20 protein-coding genes are annotated in these 24,906 nt (G+C 61.2%); 11 read left to right on the forward strand and 9 right to left on the reverse strand.

Annotated features, from left to right (window positions below; translation table 11 throughout):
* Positions 1-52 precede the first annotated feature (52 nt).
* The 4 genes from ACX2DJ_RS10005 to ACX2DJ_RS10020 are packed head-to-tail and all read left to right on the forward strand — an operon-like array spanning position 53 to position 3,222.
* Complete coding sequence (locus ACX2DJ_RS10005) at positions 53-763, forward strand: SDR family NAD(P)-dependent oxidoreductase (protein WP_462572371.1); 711 nt, start codon at positions 53-55, stop codon at positions 761-763.
* Positions 753-1,664: a subclass B3 metallo-beta-lactamase gene (gene bla / locus ACX2DJ_RS10010; RefSeq protein WP_462572372.1), complete on the forward strand. Its 912-nt coding sequence runs from the start codon at positions 753-755 to the stop codon at positions 1,662-1,664. The genes ACX2DJ_RS10005 and bla overlap by 11 nt, the downstream gene beginning before the upstream one ends.
* Positions 1,661-2,557, forward strand: a complete 897-nt coding sequence (locus ACX2DJ_RS10015) for a 50S ribosomal protein L11 methyltransferase (RefSeq protein ID WP_462572373.1) — start codon at positions 1,661-1,663, stop codon at positions 2,555-2,557. Before bla ends, ACX2DJ_RS10015 begins: the two co-directional genes overlap by 4 nt.
* Positions 2,536-3,222 carry a DUF2459 domain-containing protein gene (locus ACX2DJ_RS10020; protein WP_462572374.1) on the forward strand — a complete coding sequence of 229 codons (687 nt, stop codon included), beginning with the start codon at positions 2,536-2,538 and terminating at the stop codon, positions 3,220-3,222. The genes ACX2DJ_RS10015 and ACX2DJ_RS10020 overlap by 22 nt, the downstream gene beginning before the upstream one ends.
* Here the strand turns inward: ACX2DJ_RS10020 and ACX2DJ_RS10025 are convergent.
* Positions 3,219-3,710 (reverse strand): CinA family protein, encoded by a 492-nt coding sequence (locus ACX2DJ_RS10025; RefSeq protein ID WP_462572375.1) that lies wholly within the window; start codon positions 3,708-3,710, stop codon positions 3,219-3,221. The two genes, ACX2DJ_RS10020 and ACX2DJ_RS10025, sit on opposite strands and share 4 nt — an antisense overlap.
* A 4-nt stretch (positions 3,711-3,714) precedes the next feature.
* Positions 3,715-5,781, reverse strand: coding sequence for an NAD-dependent DNA ligase LigA (ligA, locus tag ACX2DJ_RS10030; protein ID WP_462572376.1), 2,067 nt, complete (start codon positions 5,779-5,781; stop codon positions 3,715-3,717).
* An 87-nt stretch (positions 5,782-5,868) separates the two neighbouring features.
* Here ligA and ACX2DJ_RS10035 point away from each other — a divergent pair, with 87 nt between their 5' ends.
* Complete coding sequence (locus tag ACX2DJ_RS10035) at positions 5,869-6,354, forward strand: DUF2165 family protein (protein WP_462572377.1); 486 nt, start codon at positions 5,869-5,871, stop codon at positions 6,352-6,354.
* 86 nt (positions 6,355-6,440) lie between these two features.
* Positions 6,441-6,740, forward strand: a complete 300-nt coding sequence (locus ACX2DJ_RS10040; RefSeq protein WP_462572378.1) for a GIY-YIG nuclease family protein — start codon at positions 6,441-6,443, stop codon at positions 6,738-6,740.
* A gap of 81 nt (positions 6,741-6,821) precedes the next feature.
* On the opposite strand, the gene recN is transcribed toward ACX2DJ_RS10040, so the two are convergent.
* Positions 6,822-8,486: a DNA repair protein RecN gene (gene recN / locus ACX2DJ_RS10045; protein WP_462572379.1), complete on the reverse strand. Its 1,665-nt coding sequence runs from the start codon at positions 8,484-8,486 to the stop codon at positions 6,822-6,824.
* Positions 8,487-8,586: 100 nt separating this feature from the next.
* Positions 8,587-9,402 (reverse strand): outer membrane protein assembly factor BamD, encoded by an 816-nt coding sequence (locus ACX2DJ_RS10050; protein ID WP_462572380.1) that lies wholly within the window; start codon positions 9,400-9,402, stop codon positions 8,587-8,589.
* A gap of 207 nt (positions 9,403-9,609) precedes the next feature.
* Between ACX2DJ_RS10050 and ACX2DJ_RS10055 the strand changes: the two genes are divergently transcribed.
* Both ACX2DJ_RS10055 and ACX2DJ_RS10060 read left to right on the forward strand, forming a co-directional pair.
* Entirely contained in the window at positions 9,610-9,780 is a 171-nt protein-coding gene (locus ACX2DJ_RS10055; RefSeq protein ID WP_462572381.1) for a Flp family type IVb pilin, read from the forward strand.
* Between the two features lie 67 nt (positions 9,781-9,847).
* Positions 9,848-10,762, forward strand: coding sequence for a hypothetical protein (locus tag ACX2DJ_RS10060; RefSeq protein WP_462572383.1), 915 nt, complete (start codon positions 9,848-9,850; stop codon positions 10,760-10,762).
* Positions 10,763-11,808: 1,046 nt separating this feature from the next.
* On the opposite strand, the gene ACX2DJ_RS10065 is transcribed toward ACX2DJ_RS10060, so the two are convergent.
* From ACX2DJ_RS10065 to ACX2DJ_RS10080, 4 genes are all read right to left on the reverse strand, one after another.
* Positions 11,809-12,852 (reverse strand): GmrSD restriction endonuclease domain-containing protein, encoded by a 1,044-nt coding sequence (locus tag ACX2DJ_RS10065; protein ID WP_462572384.1) that lies wholly within the window; start codon positions 12,850-12,852, stop codon positions 11,809-11,811.
* 431 nt (positions 12,853-13,283) lie between these two features.
* Positions 13,284-15,101, reverse strand: a complete 1,818-nt coding sequence (gene lepA, locus ACX2DJ_RS10070; protein ID WP_462572385.1) for a translation elongation factor 4 — start codon at positions 15,099-15,101, stop codon at positions 13,284-13,286.
* A gap of 84 nt (positions 15,102-15,185) precedes the next feature.
* Positions 15,186-17,417: an EAL domain-containing protein gene (locus tag ACX2DJ_RS10075; RefSeq protein WP_462572386.1), complete on the reverse strand. Its 2,232-nt coding sequence runs from the start codon at positions 17,415-17,417 to the stop codon at positions 15,186-15,188.
* A gap of 114 nt (positions 17,418-17,531) precedes the next feature.
* The gene (locus ACX2DJ_RS10080; protein ID WP_462572387.1) at positions 17,532-19,748 is read right to left on the reverse strand and encodes a putative bifunctional diguanylate cyclase/phosphodiesterase; all 2,217 of its coding nucleotides are present in this window, start codon (positions 19,746-19,748) and stop codon (positions 17,532-17,534) included.
* A gap of 235 nt (positions 19,749-19,983) precedes the next feature.
* On the opposite strand from ACX2DJ_RS10080, the gene ACX2DJ_RS10085 reads away from it, so the two are divergent.
* The 3 genes from ACX2DJ_RS10085 to ACX2DJ_RS10095 are packed head-to-tail and all read left to right on the forward strand — an operon-like array spanning position 19,984 to position 23,958.
* Positions 19,984-21,678: a PHA/PHB synthase family protein gene (locus ACX2DJ_RS10085; protein ID WP_462572388.1), complete on the forward strand. Its 1,695-nt coding sequence runs from the start codon at positions 19,984-19,986 to the stop codon at positions 21,676-21,678.
* Positions 21,679-21,718: 40 nt separating this feature from the next.
* Entirely contained in the window at positions 21,719-22,603 is an 885-nt protein-coding gene (locus ACX2DJ_RS10090; RefSeq protein ID WP_462572390.1) for an alpha/beta fold hydrolase, read from the forward strand.
* 35 nt (positions 22,604-22,638) lie between these two features.
* Positions 22,639-23,958, forward strand: coding sequence for an FAD-dependent oxidoreductase (locus tag ACX2DJ_RS10095; protein ID WP_462572391.1), 1,320 nt, complete (start codon positions 22,639-22,641; stop codon positions 23,956-23,958).
* Here the strand turns inward: ACX2DJ_RS10095 and ACX2DJ_RS10100 are convergent.
* On the reverse strand, positions 23,955-24,851 hold the full coding sequence (locus ACX2DJ_RS10100) for an alpha/beta fold hydrolase (RefSeq protein ID WP_462572392.1): 897 nt from the start codon (positions 24,849-24,851) through the stop codon (positions 23,955-23,957). The two genes, ACX2DJ_RS10095 and ACX2DJ_RS10100, sit on opposite strands and share 4 nt — an antisense overlap.
* Between the last annotated feature and the right edge of the window lie 55 nt (positions 24,852-24,906).

A 24,906-nucleotide genomic window follows, 5' to 3' on the forward strand; every position in this document is an offset into this window, starting at 1 on the left:
TTTCAGTGAGTTCCGCTCGACTCCGCTTGCAAAGTTTCGGATAGAACCGTGCATGAAATGCATTTTACTCACCGGATCGAGCCGGGGAATCGGCGCGGCGGCGCGAGACGCGCTCGAGTCGCGCGGCGCAAAAGTGATCGGCCATGCCAGCAGCGCCGCAGACGCGATGACCGTAGCGGCCGACTTTACCCAGCCTTCGGCGCCTCAGCTGCTGTGGGAATCGGCGCTCGAGCGCGCAGGCGGGACGATCGATATACTCATCAACAACGCCGGACTGTTCAAGGCGGCAGCACTTGATTCGTCCGACATCGAATGGCTGGATAGCTGGGAAGAAACCTTGCGGATCAACCTTACCGCCGCCGCACAGCTCAGTCGTTTAGCGGTGATGCACTGGCTGGAACGCGGTGTGCCGGGCCGCATCGTGCATGTTGCCAGCCGCGCCGGATATCGCGGAGATTCGCCCGCGCACTGGCACTATGCTGCGGCAAAGGGCGGGATGCTGGCGATGCACAAGACAATCGCCCGCGGTTACGGCGCCCAGCGGATCGTCAGCTTCGCCATAACGCCGGGCTTTACCGACACCGCCATGGCGGGCGACTATCTTGCCAGCCGCGGCGGGCCGGAATTGCTGCGCGATATTCCGCTCGGGAGGGTGGCCTCTCCCGATGAAATAGCGCGGATTATCGAGTTCTGCGCGCTCGACGCGCCCGAAAGCATGACCGGCGCCGTGATCGACGCCAATGGAGCAAGTTATGTTCGATAAGATAATCCCCAATGCTGCACCGTTGATCGCACTGGTTTGTGCAGGCTGCGCCCATGCAAATGCCTCGGCACCGCTTGCCCCGGAACAAAACCGCGCTGCTTGGGCCGCTACCTGCACCGATTGGGACGAATGGGACAAGCCCGCCCCGCCATACCAGATCCACGGCAATGTCTATTACGTGGGCACCTGCGGCATTGCTGCGATCCTGATTGTCGGCGATGCGGGGATCGTGCTGATCGACAGCGGGACCGAACCGGGATCGCAAGTCGTGGAAACCAATGTCGCCGCGCTTGGCCACTCGATCGCCGAAGTGAAGGCCTTGCTCACCAGCCATGAGCATTATGACCATGTCGGCGGCCTCGCGCGCTTGCAGCAATTGAGCGGAGCACCGGTCTATACCAGCGCCGACGCCGCCCCCGTCCTGCGCAGCGGCAAGGACAACCCGCGCGATCCGCAAGCAGGCTTGCATGACCCGATGGCTTCGGTGGCTGGTGAAATCCGCACCGTCCGTGATAGCGAAGAAATCACACTGGCTGGCGTCACTATTACAGCTGTCGCTACGCCCGGCCACACACTTGGAGCGATGAGTTGGCAATGGCAAAGCTGCGACAGTGCCAAATGTGTCACCATAGTGTTTGGCGACAGCCTTACCGCAGTCAGCAGCGACGAGTATCGCTTCACCGACCATCCTGAATATGTTTCAGTGTTTCGCCGCGGCATCGCGCGGCTGGCCGCACTCGATTGCGACCTGCTGCTGACGCCGCACCCATCCGCCAGCAATATGCCCGCGCGACTGAAGGGCGAGGCGCCATGGATCGATCCCGGTGCCTGCCAGGCTTATGCCGCCTCGGTCACCGCCCGCCTCGACGGACGCCTCGCGAAGGAAGCGGACGCCAAGTGACCAGCTGGAAACTCTTCGCCTTTGCGCCAAAGCAGGTCGTCCAGGCCGCGCTGCTCGCGCATGACGAGGTGTGGGACTGGGATCCCGAACTGGTCATTTCAGGCAGCGAAGTGGCGCAAGATCGCCCGGACGACTGGGTGCTGGAGGCATGGTATCCCCACAAGCCGGGCCCTGCGCAAAAACGTGCCGTTGCTGAATTGTTTACAGGCAAAGCGCCCAAAATCACTGCCGAGCAATTGCCTGATGAAGACTGGCTTACCCTGAGCCAGCAGGGCGTCGAGCCGATCCGCGCGGGCCGGTTCCATGTCCATACGCCCGAGCATGCGCCTGCCAAGGATGCCGTCAATTTCGTTATTCCCGCCAGCCAGGCTTTCGGCACCGGCCAGCACGAAACCACGGCCGGTTGCCTCGCCATGCTTGATGCAATGAAACGCCGCGGCGTGATGGCGCGCAATCTGGCTGACATCGGCACGGGCACCGGCCTGCTGGCCTTTGCGGCCATGCATCTGTGGCCGCGCGCGCTGGCGACGGCATCGGATATCGATGAGGTGTGCACGGGCGTAGTAGCCGACAATGCCGATCTCAACGGCGTGAAGCTAGGCGCGCGAGCGGGCGAACTGACCATGGTGATCGCCGATGGGATGCAGCACCCGCTACTCGAAGCACGCGGCCCCTATGACCTGCTGATCGCCAATATCCTTGCCGGGCCGCTGGTTGAACTGGCGCCCGACTTTGCCGCAGCCGTTGTGCCGGGCGGGCATGTGCTGCTGGCGGGTCTGCTCGAAACGCAGGAAGCGCGCGTGCGCCGCGCTTATCGCGCGGCAGGATTCCGCCTGGCCGAGCGCATGGTCAATGGTGACTGGTCGATCCTGTGGCTGCGCAAGCGGCAGTGAGGCGCTGGATCAAGCGCCTGCTGCTTTGGCCACTGGCCATGCTGCTGGCGTTTGCCGCGCTGTTCCTGCTTTCGGCATGGATCGGTTCGTCCATTCCCCGCAACGGCAATTGGCAAGAGCCCGCCCGCGGCGTCACCATCATGGTAGAGACCAATGGCGTGCACACAGCGATCGTGATGCCGGTGGTCACGCCGCAAAAGGATTGGCGCGAGGAATTCCCGGTTGATGACGTGCTAACGCCGCGCCGCCCCTACACCCATGTCTCGGTGAGCTGGGGCGAGCGCGAAGTGTTCCTCAACACACCGAGTTGGTGGGATCTTTCGCTGGGCACGGTATGGAGCGCGGCAAGCGGCGGCGATGGCCTGTTGCATGTGGCGCATTATGTCCGCCCGGCACCCTCGCCCGATCACCGCGAGCTGACCATCAGCCATGCGGAATATGCGCTGCTGGTGGGGCAGATCGAGCAGCTGGTGCTGCCACGCGGCGAGCGCACAAGCCATCCCGGCTATGAAGATTACGACATATTCTACGATGCGCCGGGCAGCTATCATCTGGGCAAGACCTGCAACCAGTGGACCAGCGACACGCTGGCGGCGGCGGGGATCAAGACGGGATGGTGGACGCCGATGGCAGGGGGCGTGATGAAATGGGTGCCCCAGCGCTAGGCTGAAAGCGCGTCTTCGAGCAGGCTCAGCGCCGCGCGGGTAAAGGTCTGCATGTTGGCGATGCGATCGTCACTGCCGGTTTCCGTGACACGAGTGCATTCGAAGCCGCCCGGGCCAACCACCGCGGCGCAGCTGCGCCCTGAGGCAACGCCCATCGGGTGTTTGCTCGATCCGGCCGAACCGCTTTCGGCAATGCCCCAAGCCGCACCGAAATTGTCGCGGATCGCGCGCGCCTGCAGCAGCGCGTAATCCTCGCTGGCAGAAGTCATCCCCATGTAAGCCTCGCGCGGGAGGGCGAACAGCACGTCGCGCGCGCGGAAGGAATAGACGATCCCCCCGCCGACATAGAAATCGAGTGCACCGGGCACGGTGAGCAGCGCAGCGCCGATCAGCCCGCCGGTCGCACCGTCGGCAACCGCGATCTTCTCGCCGCGATCGCGCAGGTGAGCGGCGATACGAAGTGCCTGCGGGTGGAGTTCCTCGAGCATCGCCCTACCCCGCCTGCGCCACGATTTGCGCCCAGCCCGCCTCGTCGATCACTTCGATCCCCAGTTCGGCCGCCTTCTTGAGCTTGCTGCCCGCCCCCGGCCCGGCCACCACCAGATCGGTTTTGGCGCTGACCGATCCCGCTGCCTTCGCGCCAAGCCGTTCGGCCTGCGCCTTGGCCTCGTCGCGGCTCATGGTTTCGAGCTTGCCGGTGAACACCACGGTCTTGCCGGCCACGGGAGAATCGAGCGTTTCCACGACATAGGGCGGCGGACGCACGAGGCCCAGCAGGTCTTCCCACACCGCGACATTGTGCGGCTCATGGAAGAAATCGCCCAGCGCCTCGACTACCGCGCCGCCGACACCATCGATCGAGGTGATCTCGGCCAGCGCTTCATCGTCACCCTCACGCGCACTTTCCGCGGCGGCACGCAATGCGGGCAGCTCATGGAAATTCCTCATCAGATCGCGCGCGGTCACTTCGCCGACGTGGCGGATGCCCAGCCCGAACAGCAGCCGCGCAGCATCGGGCTCGCGTTTGTTATCCACAGAAGCCAACAGATTATCCACAGACTTGTCCTGCCAGCCTTCCAGCGCAAGGATCTCCTCGCGGCGGTCCTTCAACCGGAAGATATCGGCCGGGCTCTCAAGCCAGCCTTTGTGGAAGAACTGGTCGATGGTTTTCTCGCCCAATCCTTCGATGTCCAGCGCCTTGCGGCTTACGAAATGCTTGAGCCGCTCGGTCCGCTGCGCCGGGCAGATCAGCCCGCCGGTGCAGCGCACGTCAACCTCGCCCTCTTCCGCCACCGCTTCGCTGCCGCAGTCGGGGCAGTGATCGGGGAACAGGAAGGGCGCACGCTCTGCATCCGGGGTAAGGTTGCGCACTACCTGCGGGATGACGTCGCCCGCGCGCTGGACCAGCACCCGGTCGCCGGGGCGCACACCCAGTCGCGCGATCTCGTCGCGATTGTGAAGCGTGACATTGGTCACCGTAACCCCGCCCACCATCACCGGGGCGAGCCGCCCGACGGGGGTAAGCTTGCCGGTTCGCCCCACCTGGATATCGATGGCTTCCAGCGCGGTTTCAGCCTGTTCGGCGGGGAATTTATGCGCCAGTGCCCAGCGCGGCGCCTTGGCCACGAAGCCGAGCCGCGCCTGCCAGTCGAGCCGGTCAACCTTGTAGACCACGCCGTCAATTTCATAGGGCAGATCGGGCCGCTTGCGGCCAATCTCCGCATAATGCGCCAGCATGGCCTCGACATCACTGACCACCGCCAGGAAGGGCGAGACGGGAAAGCCCCAGCTCTCGATGCGCCGCATCACCTCGTGCTGCGTCTTGCCGGGAACCTCGCTCGCCGCCCCCCAGCCATAGGCCCAGAAGCGCAAGGGCCGCTGCGCGGTGACGCCGGCATCCTTCTGCCGCAGCGATCCCGCTGCCGCGTTGCGGGGATTGGCGAACAGCTTGCCGCCCGCCTCCTGCTGCGCAGCATTGAGCGCAGCAAAGTCCTGTTTGGACATGTAAACTTCGCCGCGCACCTCGAACACATCAGGCACACCTTCGCCCGCCAATTGCTGCGGAATGTCGGCGATATGCCGCACATTGGCGGTCACATCCTCGCCCACCTGCCCGTCACCGCGCGTCGCCGCGCGCACCAGCTTTCCGCGCTCATAGCGCAGCGAGCAGGACAGGCCGTCAATCTTGTCTTCGGCAGTAATCGCCACCGGCTCGCTTTCGGGCAGCGACAGGAACCGCCGCACCCGCGCCACCCAATCGCGCACTTCATCAGCGGCAAAGGCATTGTCGAGGCTCATCATGCGAACCTCGTGCGTCACCTTGCTCAAGGGCGAAGAGGCCACCGCATGGCCAACCTTGCGGGACGGCGAATCCTCCCGCACCAGATGCGGGAACGCCTCCTCCAGCTCGGCATTGCGGCGCACCAGCGCATCATATTCCGGGTCGCTGATCTCGGGCGAGTCTTCCGCATGATAGAGCTGGTCGTGATGCGCAATTGCCTTGGCCAGCCGCATCAGCTCATTGGCGGCTTCAGCTTCGGAGATTTGCTCGATTCCCATGGATTACGCTATGCATGAGACGTTGCGCGGGGAAAAGCCCGCGCCATCGGGTCGCACCGGGTCATTTGGCTTTTGAGGGGGATACCGATGATCGACCGCGTTCTGAAATCCGTAATCACCGCAAGCGTTGCCTTGATGGCGCTGCTCTATGTTGCGCACAATTTCGCAAATTTGCAGCAGGCCTTCGACTTCTTCATCTACACCACCAGCCACGCCGATCAGGAAGCCTATCCGGTCACACTGCTGCCGGTTCCGCCAAAATTCCTGATCGTGATAGCTATGGTCTTGGTATTCTCGCTGGAACTGGTGGCAGGAATTGGCGGCCTGTTCGGCGCATGGAAGCTGTGGTCGCTGCGAGCGGCCGATGCCGCCGATTTCGAGGCAGGCAAGAAATGGGCGAAGATCGCCATGGGCGCCGCAGTGGTGAACTGGTGGGGACTGTTTCAGGGTGTGGCCATCGCCGGATATCAACTATGGCAAATGCCATTGGGCCAGGGCCCGTTCGATGGCTCATGGATATATGGCGCAATGGCCATGATGACGCTGATCTATCTGAGTATGCGCGAGGACTAGGTCAGAAAATGGGTGTGGGCGGACGCTATTCCCATACCCGTCACCCCGGGCTTGACCCGGGGTCCCGCTTTCTATTCCTTATCGCCATGGATCGCGAGAAGTATGGCGGTTGGGTCTACATCATGGCGGACCGTTATCGCGGAACACTCTATGTTGGACTAACGGCTGATCTGGCAGCGCGTATCCATCAACACCGTAGCGGGAAAGGTTCGGATTTTTGCGCAAGATACGGGTTGACCAAGCTTGTATGGGCCGAGCACGGCGATACCATCGATGACTGCATTGCACATGAAAAGCGTATCAAGCGCTGGCGTCGTCCATGGAAAATCGAAATGGTCGAGCGCAACAATCCCGCCTGGGATGACCTCTATGAGCGGCTGATTTGAAAGAGTGAAGCGGGACCCCGGGTCAAGCCCGGGGTGACGAATATCGGAGTAGCCGCGGGCAGCACGACCGCCAGTCAGTGCCTAAACACCCTCCAGCAGCCGGTCCGCCTGTGCGCGCGCCTCGGGCGTAACCTCTGCGCCGCTGAGCATCCGCGCGATCTCTTCCTGCCGCCCGGCACTGTCGAGCAGGGCCACACTGGTCTTCGTCACCGTGCCGCTGGATGACTTGGCGATCACGTAATGCGTATTTCCGCGCGCCGCGACTTGCGGACTGTGCGTCACCGCGAGCAATTGCCCACCAGCTGCCAGCCGCGCCAGCCGCTCTCCAATCGCACTCGCCACCGCGCCGCCCACGCCGCGGTCAATCTCGTCGAAGATCACCGTCGCCGCGCCGCCCTGTTCAGCCAATGCCACTTTCAGCGCCAGGATGAAGCGCGACAGCTCGCCGCCTGAGGCGATCTTGTTCAAGGGCGCGAAATCGGCCCCCGGATTGGTGGAAATGAGGAATTCGACGCTGTCGATCCCCGATGCGCCCCATTTGTCCTGTGGCAGCTTGCCGATCGAAGTGAGGAAGCGCGCCGCGTCAAGCTTGAGCGGCGCAAGCTCCGCTGCCACTGCCTTGTCAAGCGCCTTGGCCGCCTTGATCCGCGCCTCATGCACCGCCTGGGCGAGCGTGCGATAGGCCTCACCTGCTTCGCGCGCGGACATCTCCAGCGCGTCAAGCTCTGCCTCGCCGCCTTCGATCGCGTCGAGCGCGCGGCGCATCTCACGCATCTTGTGCGGCAGTTCATCGACCTCGCAGCGATGCTTGCGTGCCAGCGCGCGCAGCTCGAACAGCCGCGTTTCGGCGGCATCGAGCGCGGCGGGATCATGCACCAGCGCCTCGGCAGCGGCGCCAAGCTTGTCTTCGGCCTCGCCCGCCTCCACCAATGCGCGGTCAAGCGCCGCAAGCGCCTCGGCCAGCAGCGGGTGTTCGCCCGCGATCCGGTCAAGCCGCCGCGCCGCGACCCGCAAGCTCGCCAGCGGCGAATCCGATCCGTCCCAGATGTGGCGCAGTTCTTCCAGGTCTCCGCTAAGCCTTTCGCCCTTCTGCATCGCTGAGCGGGTTTCAGCCAGCCGGGCCTCCTCGCCCGCTTGCGGTTCAAGCGCGGTCAGTTCGGCAAGGTGGGCGATCAACAGGTCCTGATCGGCCTTGGCCTGCTCCACTTCCGCGCGCGCCTCTGCCAGCCGGTCTTCAGCTGCACGCCAGTCTCGCCACGCACCGCCCAGCCCTTCCGTATCGGTGCCGGCATAGCGATCGAGCAGCGCCCGATGGCCGCGCGGGTTGACCAGCCCCCGATCGTCATGCTGGCCGTGCAGTTCGACCAGCGCACCCGAAATCTCGCGCAGCAGCGCCACGCCCACCGGCTGGTCGTTGATGAATGCCTTGCTGCCGCCATCTGCCTTGAGCTGGCGCCGGATGATCAGCGGCTCGCCCGTCTCGATCTCGATATCGGCATCTTCAAGCGTGTCGGCCACCGGGCCAGGCAATTTGGCGAACTCGAAACTGGCGCTGACGCTCGCCTTGCTTTCACCGCCGCGCACCAGCGCGCTGTCCGCACGGTCGCCCAGCACGAGCCCCAGCGCATCGAGCAAGATCGACTTGCCCGCGCCTGTCTCCCCCGTAAGCACGCCCAGCCCGCGCCCGAAATCCAGGTCAAGCGCTTCGATAAGCACGATGTTGCGGATCGAAAGCCGGGTCAGCATCACAGAAGGTGTTAGCGCATGGCGCAGCGCCAGTCACCGCCCATGGCAAAGCTTAGATGTGGAATTATACGCTGCGAGCAAACGGCGTGTAATGCGCGGCTCAGCTGGCCGTCACACCAGGGGCGTGCTTGCCGATCAGCTTGTAGGCCTTTTCATACCATTTGCTGCCGGGATAATTCGCGCCCAGCACAGCGGCATATTTCACCGCTTCATTAGGTACGCCCAGCGCCAGGCTGCTTTCCGTCAGGCGAAACAGCGCTTCGGGCGTATGGCTGGTGGTGTCGAATTCCTCGATCACATTCTGAAAGCGCAATTGCGCCGCCAGCATCAGGCCCGATTTCTGGTATAAGCGCCCGATCTCCATTTCCTTGCCGGCCAGGTGATCGTTCACCAGGTCAAGCTTGAGCCGCGCATCGGCGGCATATTGAGTGGTGGGAAAGCGCCGGTCGACCTCGCGCAGCGCGGTGCGCGCCTGCTCGGTAATCTTCTGGTCGCGCTGCACATCGCTGATCTGCTCGTAATAGCTCAGCGCCACTAGATAATAGGCATAGGGCGCGTCCTTGTTGCCCGGGTGGATCGACAGGAAGCGCTGCGCGCTCTGGATCGCGGCGTTGTAATCCTGCGCGACGTAATAGCTGAACGCGCTCATCAGCTGCGCCCGGCGCGCCCAGGGCGAATAGGGGTGCTGGCGCTCCACCTCGTCAAACAGCGCCGCCGCGAGCTTGGTATTGCCGCGATCAAGCCGCCGCTTGGCCTCCCAGTAAAGCGATTCCACATCCCGCGCGACATAGGCCACATCTTCGTTTGCAGAGCCTGCCCCGCCCCCGCATCCGGCGGTCAGCAGGGTGGTTGCGGCCATCGCGGCTGCGATAATGGGCTTGGGAGTGAAGGCGATCACGCGCGAAATCCTCGTCATGGGAAGAGCCTATAGCCAGCACCCGGCTGAACGCCAAGTGAAGTTCTGCGCATATTCCGCAGCCTTGGTCCCTGCCCGCCGGTTTATGCCTTCGATCAGGTTAACCAGCCTCGCAACATCGCGTGTTAACTGCCCCGCGCCATGATGGGCGCAACAAGAGCCCTGCGTCCGGGTCGCATCGGACGTTAATGCAACTGGAGTGGAGCGATGCTGCACGCAATCTGGAATGACGACACGGGTGCCACCGCGATCGAATACGGCCTGATCGCGGCGCTGATTGCGGTTGCGATCATCGTGGCGCTGGAAACCACCGGCAACGAGATCTCGGCCACGATGACCACGGTCAGCGACACGATGGCGTCCAGCAACACGGTCTGACCGGAGCCATCGGCCGCCCACGCCCGCGCATTTTCCTACTTGGCGAATTTGTGCTCCACGCTCGCCAATGACGAGACGTGCCGATCCCCGCGCCGCCCGCTTGCCCGTGCCCACCGGCGAGCTGCCCCCATTTGCCCCTGTCCCGCGCCAGACGAGCCGCCATGACGGCTGGACCGAAGCGCGCCAGCGCGCCTTTATCGAGGCGCTGGCCGACACCGGCTCGGTCGCCGCCGCCTGCAAGGCGGTGAACATGAGCACCGTCGGCGCCTATTACCTGCGCCGCCAGCCCGGTGCGGAAAGCTTTCGCGCCGCGTGGGAGGCCGCGCTGCAGCTGGGCGTGCAGCGGATCGAGGACGTCGCGATGGAGCGCGCGCTCAACGGCGTCGATGTGCCGGTCTATTCCTATGGCAAGCTCGTCGGCATGCGCACCAGCTATAATGACCGGCTGCTGATGTTCATGCTCAGGAACCGCGCGCCGGATCGCTTTGCGGATGGGCGGGCCAAGGCCATGAACGCGCTCGACCGCGCACAGCTCAAACGGCTGAAGAAACAGTGGCGCAAGGAGTGGGAGGCCCAGCTGCCGCAGCGGCAGGTGGAGGATGCGGCGCAGGCCCGCAAGTCCATCGCCGAGAAGCTGGAGCGATTGCGCCAAACCGTGCTCGCGCAGAGGGCTCGCGAGTGGGAACTTCTGTCAAGCGAAGCCAGGGCCGCGCATGCGGAATATGAGCGGCTGCGGGAAAGGGATTTGCGCGCGCTGGGCCTGCCCGGAAGTGCTGATACGCAGCCGCAGGCTGCCAAAGGGCGACCGCCCGTCGCGCCTTATGGCGCGCAGCCAAGCGAGCCGGATGGCTCGCGCCCGGCGCTTGAGGGGCCAGGCAAACAAAATCGCGAATATATCGAATATTCCCAGCCGCCTGAGAAAGCGCCCCCGCCCGAGCCATGGGACGGGATCAGGCGGCTCAAGGATGAGGGGTGGGATTGACCATTTTCCTTTCCCCTCGCGGGAGAGGAAGGAGCGCCGCAGGCGCGGAAGGTGAGGGGGCCAACAACAATTCGCCGCGAAGCGGCGCCCCCTCTCCCTAACCCTCTTCCACAAGGGGAGAGGGCTAGGGGTGGAGCCTTGCTTATTGAGTAAACTGTCCCCGGAATGCACCGGCATTGTGAAAATCACGATGCCATGTCACGAAGGCCGGATGCGGACACTGCTTGGGCTATTAGGCGGGCTCCCCAATGCGGCGTTGGATTTGATTGAGCGAGCGGCGAGGTAATTAGTATACTGCCCCCGGAATTCCCTGTCCCCGGAATTTGCCGGAATTTGGGGAATTATTGCGGTGATGCGCTGGAGATGGTCGATGCTGACCCGAAGGCTGCGCTGGCGTTGATTGAGTAGGTGGCGGAGTAGTTTTCATACTGGCCCTGGAATTCTAAAGCCGTCATGTTTGTTCGCATAGATACCGCATTATCCCGCCCAATTCCGCCAAATGATGGTCGAAGTACGTAAGGGAACTCGTTAGCGAACTTCTCAGATAGAAGCCAACGGCCTGACGATTACTTGGAAGCGTAACGTGATCGAGCACCCGTTTTTTGAATGTTCGTTTACTATCGGGACTGTTGTGGGCAATGTGGTTCCTAATCGCGTGGGATTTGGAGATGGCGTCCTTCTGCGAAGCAGTAAGTGTGGTGAATGGCCTTCCGTCTTTAAGGTAAACTTTTGCGATCTTCTCCATTTGCTCCACGGGAAGAAGCTGAAAGTATCGCTGTGTGCCGACGAGCAATCTTTGCGCGTCTGCTCGGTTTGAAGGGACAAACATACTTCTCACTCGCCCATTTGAACCAATGGCCAGCAACAAGTTGGTCTTTAGTAGCTCAGTAAGCTCGTTCTCAAAGGCTACGAAGGCGTTGAGGAAAGCGAGCTCGAAAATCGAGTCCAGCTCAGTCTTCGGCAGCCGCCCGCTATCATGGAAGGTAACCTGACGAGCGAGCAGCCCTCGGCTACGCCGAATCTTGTTGCGAAACGCAACAAGGTGGTCATTCGGCTGCATTGTTGAAAAGAAATGCCGCGACGGTCTGCTGATTTCTGAGGCGGTTGAACCGGCTGGCCAATGCGACCAATACATTCTCAGGCAGATTTTCCCGAGCGCGGATACGATCCCCGACGTCCAATATCCGCCGAGCACGCGCCTTGCTCAGAGCAACATTCTTCTCACGTAACCGCCTCACAAGATTAAAAAGCTGGATGAACATCCCTGTATTACTGTAAACACTTGGCGCCAACGCATCCCCAAAAGCTTCTTCAATCGCGCCCATCACCTCTGAAAACTCTTTTACAACCTTTTCCTGCTCAGTAAAATCATCGTCTTTTTCGATATAATATCTATCGATGTTTTTTTGAGTTCTTTCAAACAAACCGCTCATGATCTGTATAAAAAGAATACTAGTGAGCTCAACTTCATTCATACGAGCTATTTGTTGTTCACTAAATATCTTCCATTTCCTCCAACGCTCTAAATTCGCATGAGCGATATCATAAGAGGCTGTTTTAAATTCTCCAAAGTACTCTGCATTCCTAAGTTCTTGTGCATTAAGCTTCGAACCAGTTGAATTCATTCTAGCAAAAATACTTAGTACTTCAGAGTCACTCGTATCACTTGGCAAAACATGAACGCTAAACTGATATGATACTATCCTTTCCTTGGCATCCTTACTAAGGCTTGCGAATTTCTTACCCTGTATATCTTTATTGTGCTTCTTACGAACGGTGAAATCGTCCGATTCCTTGAGGTCAGGAATGCAGTCCGGATCAATAAATGAAAGGAGGGTGCGCAAGCGCTGCTGCCCATCAACGACCTCTCGCATCGTGCTGAGCGAGTCGATGTCGGTACGCTCACGCAAAAATATGATGGGAACAGGTAGCCCGCGATAGACAGTGTCGACGAAATATGACTTTTGCGGTTTTGTCCAAACGGCGCGCCGCTGAAAGCTGGGACTGAGTTCCAAAGCGGACGCTCTTTGCCAACTAAGGAAATCGCCAACCGAAAAGGTTGTCCGTTTGATGTCCCATTCACGTATCATGGTTGAAACAGATCAGGCATATTAATTGTTTTGGCAAGCCTCATCGCGCGCGCCAACTCCCCCCATCCTCATTTTGGTACTACGCCCAGCTGCGCTTCCGACAGGCTCAGCGCGAGCGGAGCGTGCTTTGCGTCTTTGCGGCTTTGCGAGAGAAAATTTGGCGCTGCCAGTTCACAAGGCGTTATGGATCCCGGATCAAGTCCGGGATGACGAATGGGGTTAGGTGCCCCTCCACCATCCTTCGACAAGCTCAGGATATTCCCCCTCCCCGCTTCGTGGAGGAATCAGGTAAGTCACCACCCCCAACCCCCTCCTATGAAGAAGAGGGGGCTTCGTGTCTAAGTGTCTTAGTGCGAGTCAAAAACAGCCAGGGCCAGCGGCGGGTGCCCCTCCACCACCTTCGGTGGTCCCCCTCCCCGTGCCGGGGAGGATTACTCTTCGCCCATCCGCAGCGCGGCAATAAACGCCTCCTGCGGAATGCTCACATTGCCATATTCCCGCATCCGCGCCTTGCCCTTTTTCTGCTTTTCCAGCAGCTTTTTCTTGCGGGTGATGTCGCCGCCATAGCATTTCGCGGTCACATCCTTGCGCAGCGCGGCGATGGTTTCGCGGGCGATGATCTTGCCGCCGATCGCGGCCTGGATCGGGATCTTGAACAGGTGCCGCGGGATCAGGTCTTTCAGCCGCTCGCACATGCCGCGCCCGCGCTCTTCCGCCACGCCTGCGTGCACGATCAGGCTCAGCGCGTCGACCGGCTCGTTATTGACCAGGATGTTCATCTTCACCAGGTCGCCCTCGCGCATGCCGATCTGCTCGTAATCGAAGCTGGCATAGCCTCTGGAGATGCTCTTCAGCCGGTCATAGAAATCGAACACCACCTCGTTCAGCGGCAGCTCGTAGGTCACCTGCGCGCGCCCGCCCACGTATGTCAGGTCGGTCTGGATGCCGCGCCGGTCCTGGCACAGCTTCAGGATCGCGCCGAGATATTCATCCGGCGTGTAAATCACCGCCTTGATCCACGGCTCTTCGATCACATCGATCCGGTTGACATCGGGCCAGTCCGCCGGATTGTGGATCTCGATCGTCTTGGCATTCTCGTTCTTGGTATGCGCAAGCTGGAGCCGGTAAACCACGCTGGGCGCGGTGGTGATGAGGTCAAGATCGTATTCTCTGGATAGCCGTTCCTGGATGATCTCCAGGTGCAGCAGGCCCAGGAAGCCGCAGCGAAAGCCAAAGCCCAGCGCGGCGGAGCTTTCCATCTCGTAGCTGAAGCTGGCATCGTTGAGGCGCAGCTTGCCGATGCTTTCGCGCAGCTTCTCGAAATCGGCGGCGTCGACGGGAAACAGCCCGCAGAACACCACCGGCTGCACTTCCTTGTAGCCCTTGAGCGGCTGGGCCGCGCCGTTCTTGACCGTGGTGATGGTGTCGCCCACGCGGGCCTGCTCCACCTCCTTGATCTGCGCGGTGATGAAGCCGATCTCGCCCGGGCCAAGCTCGGCCAGATCGGTGCGCTTGGGGGTGAAGCAGCCGACCCGGTCAACCAGGTGCTGCGTGCCGCCCTGCATGAATTTGACCTGCAGGCCCTTCCTCAGCACCCCGTCAATCACGCGCACCAGGATCACCACGCCCAGGTACGGATCGTACCAGCTGTCAACCAGGCTGGCCTTGAGCGGCGCGTCGCGATCGCCCGTGGGAGGCGGGATGCGGGTGACGATCGCCTCCAGCACATCCTCGATGCCGATGCCGGATTTGGCGCTGGTGAGCACGGCGTTGCTGGCGTCAAGGCCGATGATGTCCTCGATTTCGGCGCGGACCTTGTCAGGCTCGGCCGCGGGCAGGTCGATCTTGTTGATGACGGGCACGATCTCGTGGTCATGCTCGATCGACTGATAGACATTGGCGAGCGTCTGCGCCTCCACCCCCTGTGCGGCATCGACGACGAGGAGCGCGCCCTCGCAGGCGGCAAGGCTGCGGCTGACTTCATAGGCGAAGTCGACGTGGCCGGGCGTGTCCATGAGGTTGAGCTCGTAGGTCTCGCCATCCTTCGCGGTGTAGTTGAGGCGCACGGTCTGCGCCTTGATGGTGATGCCGCGTTCGCGCTCGATATCCATGTTGTCGAGCACCTGCTCGCTCATCTCGCGCGCGGTCAGCCCGCCGGTGAACTGGATCAGCCGGTCAGCCAGGGTCGATTTGCCATGATCGATATGCGCAATAATCGAAAAATTGCGGATTTTTGAAAGGTCAGTCATTTCCCGCGCCCTTAGCGGCAAGCGTGGTGACTGTCAGCCACTATAATCGCGCATCGATCCGGCGCGGTCGCGCCAGCCCGCCAATCAGGCCGCGTCGGAATACCCCACTGGCGCATAGCTGAATTTGGGAATGCTGGTTGGCGAATTGAGCCCGCCGCCCTGCATGGTCTTGTAATCGCCGGGCGCCAGCGCAGAAAGCGGCGCACCGGCAGCGGCGAGCTCGTAGGGCGAGACACGATACCGCGTGCACAGGCCGCCCGCACCGTCATCCACCAGCGGGTTCTCGAATTCCAGTCCCTGGGTATCCCCCGCGCTGCGCACGACTGTGGCCACAGCCAACTGCCCTCCGCCCAGGTCAACCACAAACTGCGTGCCATTCGGCACATCGGCCAAGCCCTGGATCAACGCGCCCGAACGCGAGAGATTACGCAGCGTTACTTCGTAGGAATAGTCTTCATGGATGACCTGGATCTTGCGCAGCACGGTGCGGCGGCGCGCGCGCGCCAGATGGTCTGCGCTCGGCTCGATCGACCATGCCCCGCCGCTCGCCAATTGCTTGTGCACATCGTCGATGCGGACAGCTTCGGAATAGAGCGGCCCCTGAACACAGCCCACGCCGCTATCCTTCAGCGCGTTGTGCTGCGCCAGGGTTTCAACACCGCAAGCGATCGTCGTCATGTTGAGCGCACGGGCAAGTGCGGCCACGGCAACCATCAGCCCGTGTTCGCGGCTGCCACGTTCGAGACCGGGGGTACAGATTGCTTCGCCGATCTTGATACTGTCAAACGGCGCGCGGCGCAGGTAGCTAAGCGAAGAATATCCGGTGCCGAATTCATCAAGCGTCAAGCGCACGCCGAGCTTGAACAGCTGCCCCAGCGTCTTGTCCACCACATTGGTGTCACCAAAGAAAACCGATTCATTCACTTCGAGTTCGAGCCGCGAGGGATCGAGGTCCGATTTTGTCAGCGCATCGCGAATGCTCTCCACAAAGCCACTCGACATGAATTGCTTTACCGGCACATTCACCGTTACTCGCAAAGTTGCGGGCCACTCGCTTGCTTCGGCGCAGGCGCGTGCAATCGCCCATTCGCCTACCTCGATCAGCTGAGGGGAGTTTTCCACGATCGACTGGAATTCTTCCGCATCGATCTCGCCGCGTTGCGAATGGCTCCAGCAAACCTGTGCTTCCAGCCCGACAACCTTGTGTGTCTCGACCGACAGAATCGGCTGATACTGCATGAACAGCTGGCCTTCACGCACCGCTTCGAGCAGGTCACCCTCAAGCCGGCGGCGGAAGATCGCTTCATTGGCGAGGTCGCCCGAATAGAAGCGGAATTGCCCGCGCCCGCCGTTTTTGGCGGCGTAAAGCGCAAGATCGGCAGAACGATTGATCTCTTCACGGGTCACCCCGTCATGCGGAGCAACCGCGACGCCAATGGAGGCACCGATGACACAGCGCCCTTCGTCGAGCGAATATGGCTGCGTGAGCATGGCAATGATCTTCGAGGCGATTTCGCCCAGCTCGCCGCGGTCATCCATGTCGGGCAGCATGATCTGAAACTCGTCACCGCCCAACCGGCCGATCTCGCAATCCCTGTCGACCGCTCGTTTGAGCCGGCTTGCGACCTGCCTCAGCAATTCGTCGCCCGCCGCATGGCCCAAAGTGTCATTGACCTGCTTGAAGCGGTCGAGGTCCATCATCATAATGGCACAATTGCGCTTGGCAGCGCGAAACGCGGTAAGTGTCGTCTCGATCGAATGCGACATGCGGTGGCGGTTCGACAGGCCGGTTAGCGAATCGAAGCGGGCCAGACGTGCGGTTTCTTCCTCACGGTGGTATTCTTCTGTAATATCAGCGCCGGTGCCCCGGAAGCCGAGGAAAACGCCCGAATCGGAACTTGCCGGACGTCCCGACAACCGGATGACGACCTCACGATTGCCATCGGACGGCGCGACCGCAAAGCCGGAGAAGGGCTTGCGCGCGCCCATCTTGAGCGACAGCGACTGGGTACGCCCGTCGCCATCCTTGGATTCGAATACCGATACAAGCGGTTGGCCGATAAATTCCTCAAGCGGCAATCCGATCCGTTCGGCAATTGCCTCGCTGACGTAGGTCAGGTTTCCTGCTGCATCGGTCGACCAGAACCAGCCGAGGCCGGAACGTTCGAGTTCGACCAGCATGGTGAGCTTCTCGGTATCGCCAAGCGCAATCGAGCCAGTATGGCCCGACGCAATGGAGGGAGCATCCTTGCCGCCAAGACCCATCGCGGCGAGAACACCGTTTTTCCTAATCGACAGGAGACCCTTCAAGGCCACGCAGCCGCTCTCCTTTCATCACTGCAAACTGGCCGGATTGGCCACCTACGAAGCTGTAAAGCCGGTTGGTTATTTTTGTCCTAATGGGCTGAACCGATAGGTCGCTTGCAGCCTTCAGGCAGCCACATCGCGATAAGTGATATCGGCCTCGATAAACGCCTTCGGGCCAGCGCCGCCTTTAGACAGTCCGGTCATGGCGGAATAGGCATCGTGCGGCAGCGCTGCGAGCGGGCGGCCCGCAGCTTCGATCTGGTACGGCGAGACACGGTGCCTTGTGCACAGCCCGTCTGCCCCGTCGCGGATCAGCGGGGTTTCGAACTCCAGCCCCTGGCTGTACCCTTCAGAGCGAGTCACGGTAGCGACAGCGAGCTGCCCGCCGCCAAGGTCAAGCACCACTTGCGTGCCTGTGGGAACATCGAGCAACCCGTCGATCAGCGCACCGGTCTTGGAAAGATTGCGCAACACCACATGGTAACGATAGTCATCGTGGATAAGACCGATGCGGCGGAATTCGGTGCGGCGCTCGGAACGGTATTTCTCCGGGCCGCGCGGTTCGTAAACCAGCTCACCGGTTTGGAGCCGTTCGATCAGCTCTTCCTGGCCTAAAGAAAGTGAGAAGATACGGCCCTGGAGGTGCGTGGCCCGGCGCTGCTTTACCAGTTGCAACTCATCCTTGGTCTCGATCCCTTCGGCAACGGTTTCCATGTCGAGTGCTTCAGCCAGGCTGACAATCGCCGCGATGATGGCGGAATTGTTGTTACCCTTTTCGGGCGAACCGCGCACAAAGCTCTGATCAATCTTGATCTTGTCGAAAGGCGCCTTGCGCAGATAGCTGAGCGAGCTGTAACCGGTTCCGAAATCGTCCAGCGCCAGGCGCACACCTACTGCCTTCAAGCGCTTGAAAATACGCTGTACTTCTTCGGGATCGCCCATGAACACACTCTCGGTGATTTCCAGTTCGACCCGTTCTGGCGCAATCCCTGTTTGCTTGATTACGCGCTTGACTGTCTCGGGAAAATCGGCCCGGGCAAACTGGATCGCGGAGACATTGATCGCCACCCGCAGTTCAACCGGCCATTCAACCGCCTGGCGGCAGGATTCCCGAAGCACCCACTCGCCCAGTTCCTTGATCAACCCACTATCTTCGGCAACCGGGATGAACGCCGCGGGAGAGATCCGCCCGCGTTCAGGATGCGGCCATCGCACCAGGGCCTCAAGGCACGCCACCTTGTGCGTCCTGGCATCAACAATCGGCTGGTATTCCATCCGTAATTCGCTGCGCATGATCGCATCGCGCAAATCTTCCTCGATTTGCCGACGCAGCCTGGCACCGTCCTTGAGCTCACTGGAAAAGAAGCGATATTGCGCCCTGCCCCCACCCTTGGCGGCATAAAGCGCGAGGTCCGCTGCCTTGACCAGTTCTTCGGTATCGATCCCGTCATAAGGCGCCACCGCGATCCCCACCGAGGTGCCGATAATCGCACGCGAGCCGTTGAGCGAATAGGGCTGCGACACCATCTGGATGATGCGCTGCGCGAGTTCGCCCAGCTCGCCCCGGTCGTCCAAATCGGGCAGGATGATCTGGAATTCGTCACCGCCCAGCCGGCCGATTTCGACATCATCGTCGAACAACCGGCCAAGCCGTCCCGCGACCTGTTTCAGTAAATCGTCGCCCGCCGGATGGCCCAAGGTGTCATTAACCTGCTTGAAGCGATCAAGATCAAGCATGATCAGCGCACAGGAACGCTTGGAATTGCGATAGGCGGTCAGTATCTTGTCGAGCCGCTTATGCATCCGGTGGCGGTTGGCCAGGCCGGTCAGCGGATCATATTGCGCAAGCCGCGCTGCATCACGCTGGTTTTCGCGCACGGCAGAAATGTCCTTGGCGCTGCCGCGGTAGCCAGTGAATTCGCCATTCTTGTCAAAATGTGGCTTGCCGGCGATTTCCCACCACGGTTTACGGTCACTGGCGATCACCTTGACCGGAAGCTGGGAGATCGAATTGCGCGCGCCCAGCAAGAATGCGAATGGGCGTTCCGTACTTTCGGCTTCGCGATCCTGTTCCGACACGAACAGGTCGCTCAGTAGCGTCCCGATAAGCTCACCCGGCTCGCGGCCCAGCCGCGCCATGGCATTCGCCGAAAGATAAATCAGCCGCCCCTGCGCATCGCTGGCCCAGAACCAGCCGAGCCCCGCCTGTTCGAAACTGTCGAGCAGCTCGATCCTGCGCTTGACATCATCTTCGGCAATCGGGGCAAGATTGCCTTGCTTTTCGCGCAAATTAGGTCCGCTTTTGCGCGCGGCGTCAATCCGTGTAAGCAATCCCTTCATCGAGGTGGCCCCATAAATTCAACGTGTGCGATCCAAAGTCGCACGAAGTTGAAATACGGGAAAATACTTACCGAACAAATAACCACCACTTGCCAGCAATAGCGCTTGCTTCGCTGCCGTTGCTTTGGCCGGGCAACCAGTCCATCTGGCCGTTCGCTCAGACTGCTTGCCAAGCGGGTCCAACAGCGGCATCCTTGTATCAAATCAGTCATCTGCCGGACCAAGAGGGGCATCCATGGCCAAAGGCACCAAGCTAGAAAACGAAGCGGCGCAGCACACTTCCGCACTCGGGCCGCTGATCGGCGTTGCGCGCGAGGATTTTGTGGGCGCGGTGGCCCTGCTGCTGCGCGAAAGCGCATCTGATCCCAGGCGGCTAATGAAGCACGCCCAGTCGATGGGCGAGGACATGGTCAAGATCATGACCGGCAAGTCTGAATTGAAGCCCGATCCGAAGGATAAGCGCTTCATGGATCCGGCGTGGCAATACAATCCCTTCTTCCGCGCCGGCGCGCAATATTACCTCGCCGTCCAGAAGGGCATGCACAACTGGCTGCAGGAACTGGAGCTTGACGATCTTGAGCGCGACCGCGCCAATTTCATCTCCAACATCATCATCGACAGCCTGGCCCCCACCAACACGCTGGCAGGAAATCCAACCGCGCAGAAGCGCGTGATCGACAGTGGCGGCTTGTCGCTGATCAAGGGACTGCAGAACGCCTACAAGGACATCACCGAGAACAAGGGAATGGTCAGCCAGGTCGACAAGCGGCCGTTCAAGCTGGGCGAGAATATCGCGACGTCAAAAGGCTCCGTCGTGCTGCGCACCGAGATGATGGAACTGATCCATTACGCGCCGACAACCGATCAGGTCTACGAAGTGCCGCAGCTCACCATCCCGCCGCAGATCAACAAGATGTACATCAACGATCTCAGCCCCGAGAAATCGGTGGTGAAATACCAGCTCGACAACGGCATCCAGACCTTCGTCATCTCGTGGCGCAACCCGTCGAAGGAACAGGGCGTGTGGGGGATGGACGAATACATCGCCTCCTGCCTCGAAGCGATGGAAGCGGTCAGCAATATTACCGGCTCGAAGAAGGTCAATGTCTCGGCCGGGTGCTCGGGCGGGCAGACCGCCAGCGTGATGGCCTCGCGCCTAGCTGCCGAGAAGAGTGACCTGCTGGGCACGCTCACGCTGATGGTGTGCGTGCTCCATCCCAAGCAGCTCGATATCGAAGCCGGCTCGCTCATCTCCGAGAACGGGATGAAGCTGGCCCGCAAGCGCGCCGAAAAGGCCGGGATCATCAAGGCGGACGATCTCGCGCGCGGCTTTGCCTGGCTCAGGCCCAATGATCTGATCTGGAATTACGTGATCAACAATTACCTGCTCGGCGCCGATCCACCCGCGTTCGACGTGCTGTTCTGGAACGCAGACGCCACCAATCTTTCCGCCAGCCTGATGGGGGATTTCCTGACGCTGTTCGAAACGCTTGCATTCACCAAGCAGGGCGAGGTTGAAATGGCAGGGCACAAGATCGACCTGAGCAAGGTGACCTCCGACCTGTTCATCCTGGGCGGCGTGACCGACCATATCACCCCATGGAAGGCAACCTATCGCTCGACCCAGCTGTTCGGGTCGAAGGACATCACTTATGTCCTGTCGCAATCGGGCCATATGCAGGCGATCCTCAACCCGCCGGGAAACCCGAAGGCGAAATATTATGTCCAGAAGAAGAAGGGCAAACTGCCTGCAACGGCGGAGGAATGGCTCGAAGGCACCGAGGAAGTAGCCGGCAGCTGGTGGCCATTCTGGATGGAATGGGTGCAGAAACGCTCCGGCATGAAGAAGGCGGCACCAACGGAACTGGGGAATGATGACTACCGACCACTGGACCCGGCCCCCGGTCTCTACGTAGTGGAAGAAAGATAGTGAGACCCCGCACAAGGGGCCGCAGGACAGGACAACGCGGTTGACCGATAAACGCGAGGAGGTGCTTGACGAAGCCCTCGACGAAGCGATGCGCGATGCGCGCATCAGCATGGAAACCGTCGGCGGGCGCAAGCTGCGGGTGGCCACGTGGCGGCTTGACCAGCCCAGCGACCATCTGCCGATCCTGTTTTTCAACGGCATCGGGGCCAATATCGAAGCGGTGGCCCCGCTGGCCGAGGCATTGACCGATCGCGGGTTCATCATGTTCGACATGCCCGGCATCGGCGGGTCACCTCAACCGGTGGTGCCCTACAATGCCTGGACCATGGCGTGGACAACCACGCAATTGCTCGACAAATTGGGTGTCGGCCAGGTCGATGTGATGGGTGTCAGCTGGGGCGGCGCGATGGCGCAGCATTTCGCGATCCAGCATCCCGGTCGCACCCACCGGCTGATCCTGGCAGCCACCAGCGCGGGCATGCTAATGATCCCGGGCAATGTCTCCTCGCTCAGCAAGATGGCCGATCCGCGGCGCTATATCGATGCCGCCTTCATGGAAGAGCACTTCCAGACGCTGTATGGCGGCGCGCTGGGCAAGGCGCTCAACAAGATGGAGCATATCCACCGGCTCAAGCCGCCCTCGCCGCGTGGCTATTTCTACCAATTGCTCGCCATGCTTGGCTGGACCAGTGCGCCCGCGCTGCCCTTCATGCGCAAGAAAACGCTGATCATGATGGGCGATGAAGATCACATTGTGCCGCTGACCAATGGCTGGCTGCTGGAAAAGCTGATTCCCAATGGCGAATTGCTGGTGCTGCGAGGCGGCGGCCACTTGTTCCTGCTCAGCCACAGCGATGAGTGTATTGCGGCGATCCATCGCTTCCTGGATGAACCGGATGCGGAACCGGAGGCGGAAGCGGCCTGAGCCAAGGCTGGCCGCGCAAGGGGGAGAGGAATTCCATGCGGCACATCGCAGTAATCGGATCCGGACCGGCGGGTTATTATACCGCCGAGGCAGCGCAAAAGCGCTGGGGAGACGATGCGCGGATCGATGTGTTCGATATGCTGCCCGTGCCATATGGCCTGATCCGCACCGGGGTTGCGCCCGATCACCAGTCAATCAAGGGCGTCTCGCGCCGCTATGAAAAGGTCGCACTGAGCGAGAATGTCAGCTTTGTCGGCAATGTTAAAGTTGGCCAACACGTAACTATTCCCGAACTGCAGCAATTTTACGACGCGATCGTGATTGCTACCGGCGCACCGCATGACCGCAAACTGGGCATCGCGGGCGAGGAACTGGGCAATATCTTCGGCAGCGCCGCCTTTGTTGGTTGGTACAACGGCCATCCCGATTTCGCCGCGCTCGATCCCGATCTTTCGGGCAAGCACGCCGTAGTGATCGGCATGGGCAATGTCGCGCTTGATGTTGGGCGCATCCTGGCCAAGACCGAGGAAGAATTCGGCGGCGCGGACATAGTTGCCCATGCGCTCGACCGGCTGCGGAAAAGCAAGTTGCAGAAAATTGCCATCCTGGGCCGGCGCGGGCCGCACCAGATCATGATGACGCCCAAGGAACTGGGCGAACTTGCCGCGCTCGACCGCGCCAGCCCGCGGGTCGACAGGGTCGATCTGCCCGATGAAGCCGAAGATGCGCTGCTTGAGCCGGGCCTGCGCAAATCGGTGACGCATTTGCGCAGCTTTGCCGCAATCCCCGAGGCGATCCATGCCGAAAAACCGATCGAGATCGAGATCGATTTCTTCGCCAGCCCGGTCGCCTTCAAGGGCCATGACGGTCGCGTCACTCATATCAATGTGGAACGCACCACAGTCGAGGCCGGCCGTGCAAGCGGCACGGGCGAATTCTATGATGTGCCCGCCGATCTGGTGGTGAGCTGCATCGGTTATCACTCCGCGCACATCCCCGACGTGCCGTTTGACGAGCGCGCGGGCCGCTTTGCCAATGACGAGGGCCGCATCCTTCCCGGCATCTATTGCGTGGGCTGGGCGCGCCGAGGGCCATCGGGCACAATCGGCACCAATCGGCCCGATGGTTACGGCGTGGTCGACAAGATCGAGGAGGATATGGCCAGCGGTGCGCTGGGCCGCGCAGACAAGCGCGGGCGCGCGGGGTTTGACGAACTGGCGAGCGCGCGCGGGCTCGACATCGTGACCTTCCGTGACTGGAAGAAGATCGAGGAAGCCGAAGAGGGCGCCGCCCGCGCGGGCGCCCCGCGCGAGAAATTCGTCGACATTGCAGCGATGATCCGTGCGGCAAACTAAGCCGCCGGTAGCCACTCCCTCAATACGGCGTTGACCTCGTCGGGGATATCCTGCTGCACCCAGTGCGAGGCATCAGGAAAGCGGCGCAGGGTGAGCTCGGGCACATATTGCTCCATCCCATCGAGCACATGGATGTCGATCGCCACATCCTGCTCGCCCCAGATCACCAGCGTGGGCACATGCACCATGCCGTCACCGATTTGCAGGGCATCTCGCGTCTGGAACAGAGCGCGGTAATAATTGAGCATGGCGGTCAGAGCGCCAGGCCGGGCCGCGGCGGCGCGATAGGGTTCTGCCACTTCGCGGGTGAAGCGATCCTTGTTGACGGCGGAATCGCGAAAGATCCGCGCAATCGGGGCGGCATTGTCCCGGCCCAGCATGCGTTCGGGCAGCCCGGGTATCTGGAAGAAGAACATGTACCAGCTTTTGCGCAACTGGCGCCATTTCTTCAACTCGCGCCGCGCGCACATCGGATGCGGCACGTTCATGATCACCAGCCGCGAGAGCGGGCGCAGTTGCCTGATCGCGAAGTACCAGGCGATGATCGCTCCCCAGTCATGCGCCAGCAGCGTCACGTCTTTGGCCCCGCTGGCATCGATCAGCGCAGCAACATCGGCGGCCAGCGTCTCGAGCCGATAATCCTGCATGCGGGGCGGCCGCGTAGTGCCACCATAGCCGCGCATGTTGGGAGCCCATACGCGGTAGCCCAACTGCGCCAGCAGCGGCATCTGGTGGCGCCAGCTGTAATGCAGTTCCGGGAAGCCGTGCAGGCACAACGCCAGCCTGTCGCCCTGCCCGGCCTCCGCGACTTCGAATTTCAGCCCGTTGGCTTCGATCCAGTTGATCGAAATCCCGCTCCCGGGCGCAGGGGCCCAGCTCGCCTGTCTATCCATTCTGTGAACTTAGCATCGCACAATCGATTGTGCTATGTCGGTTGCAAATAGAAAT

The organism is Altererythrobacter chaiwopuensis, from assembly GCF_054957755.1.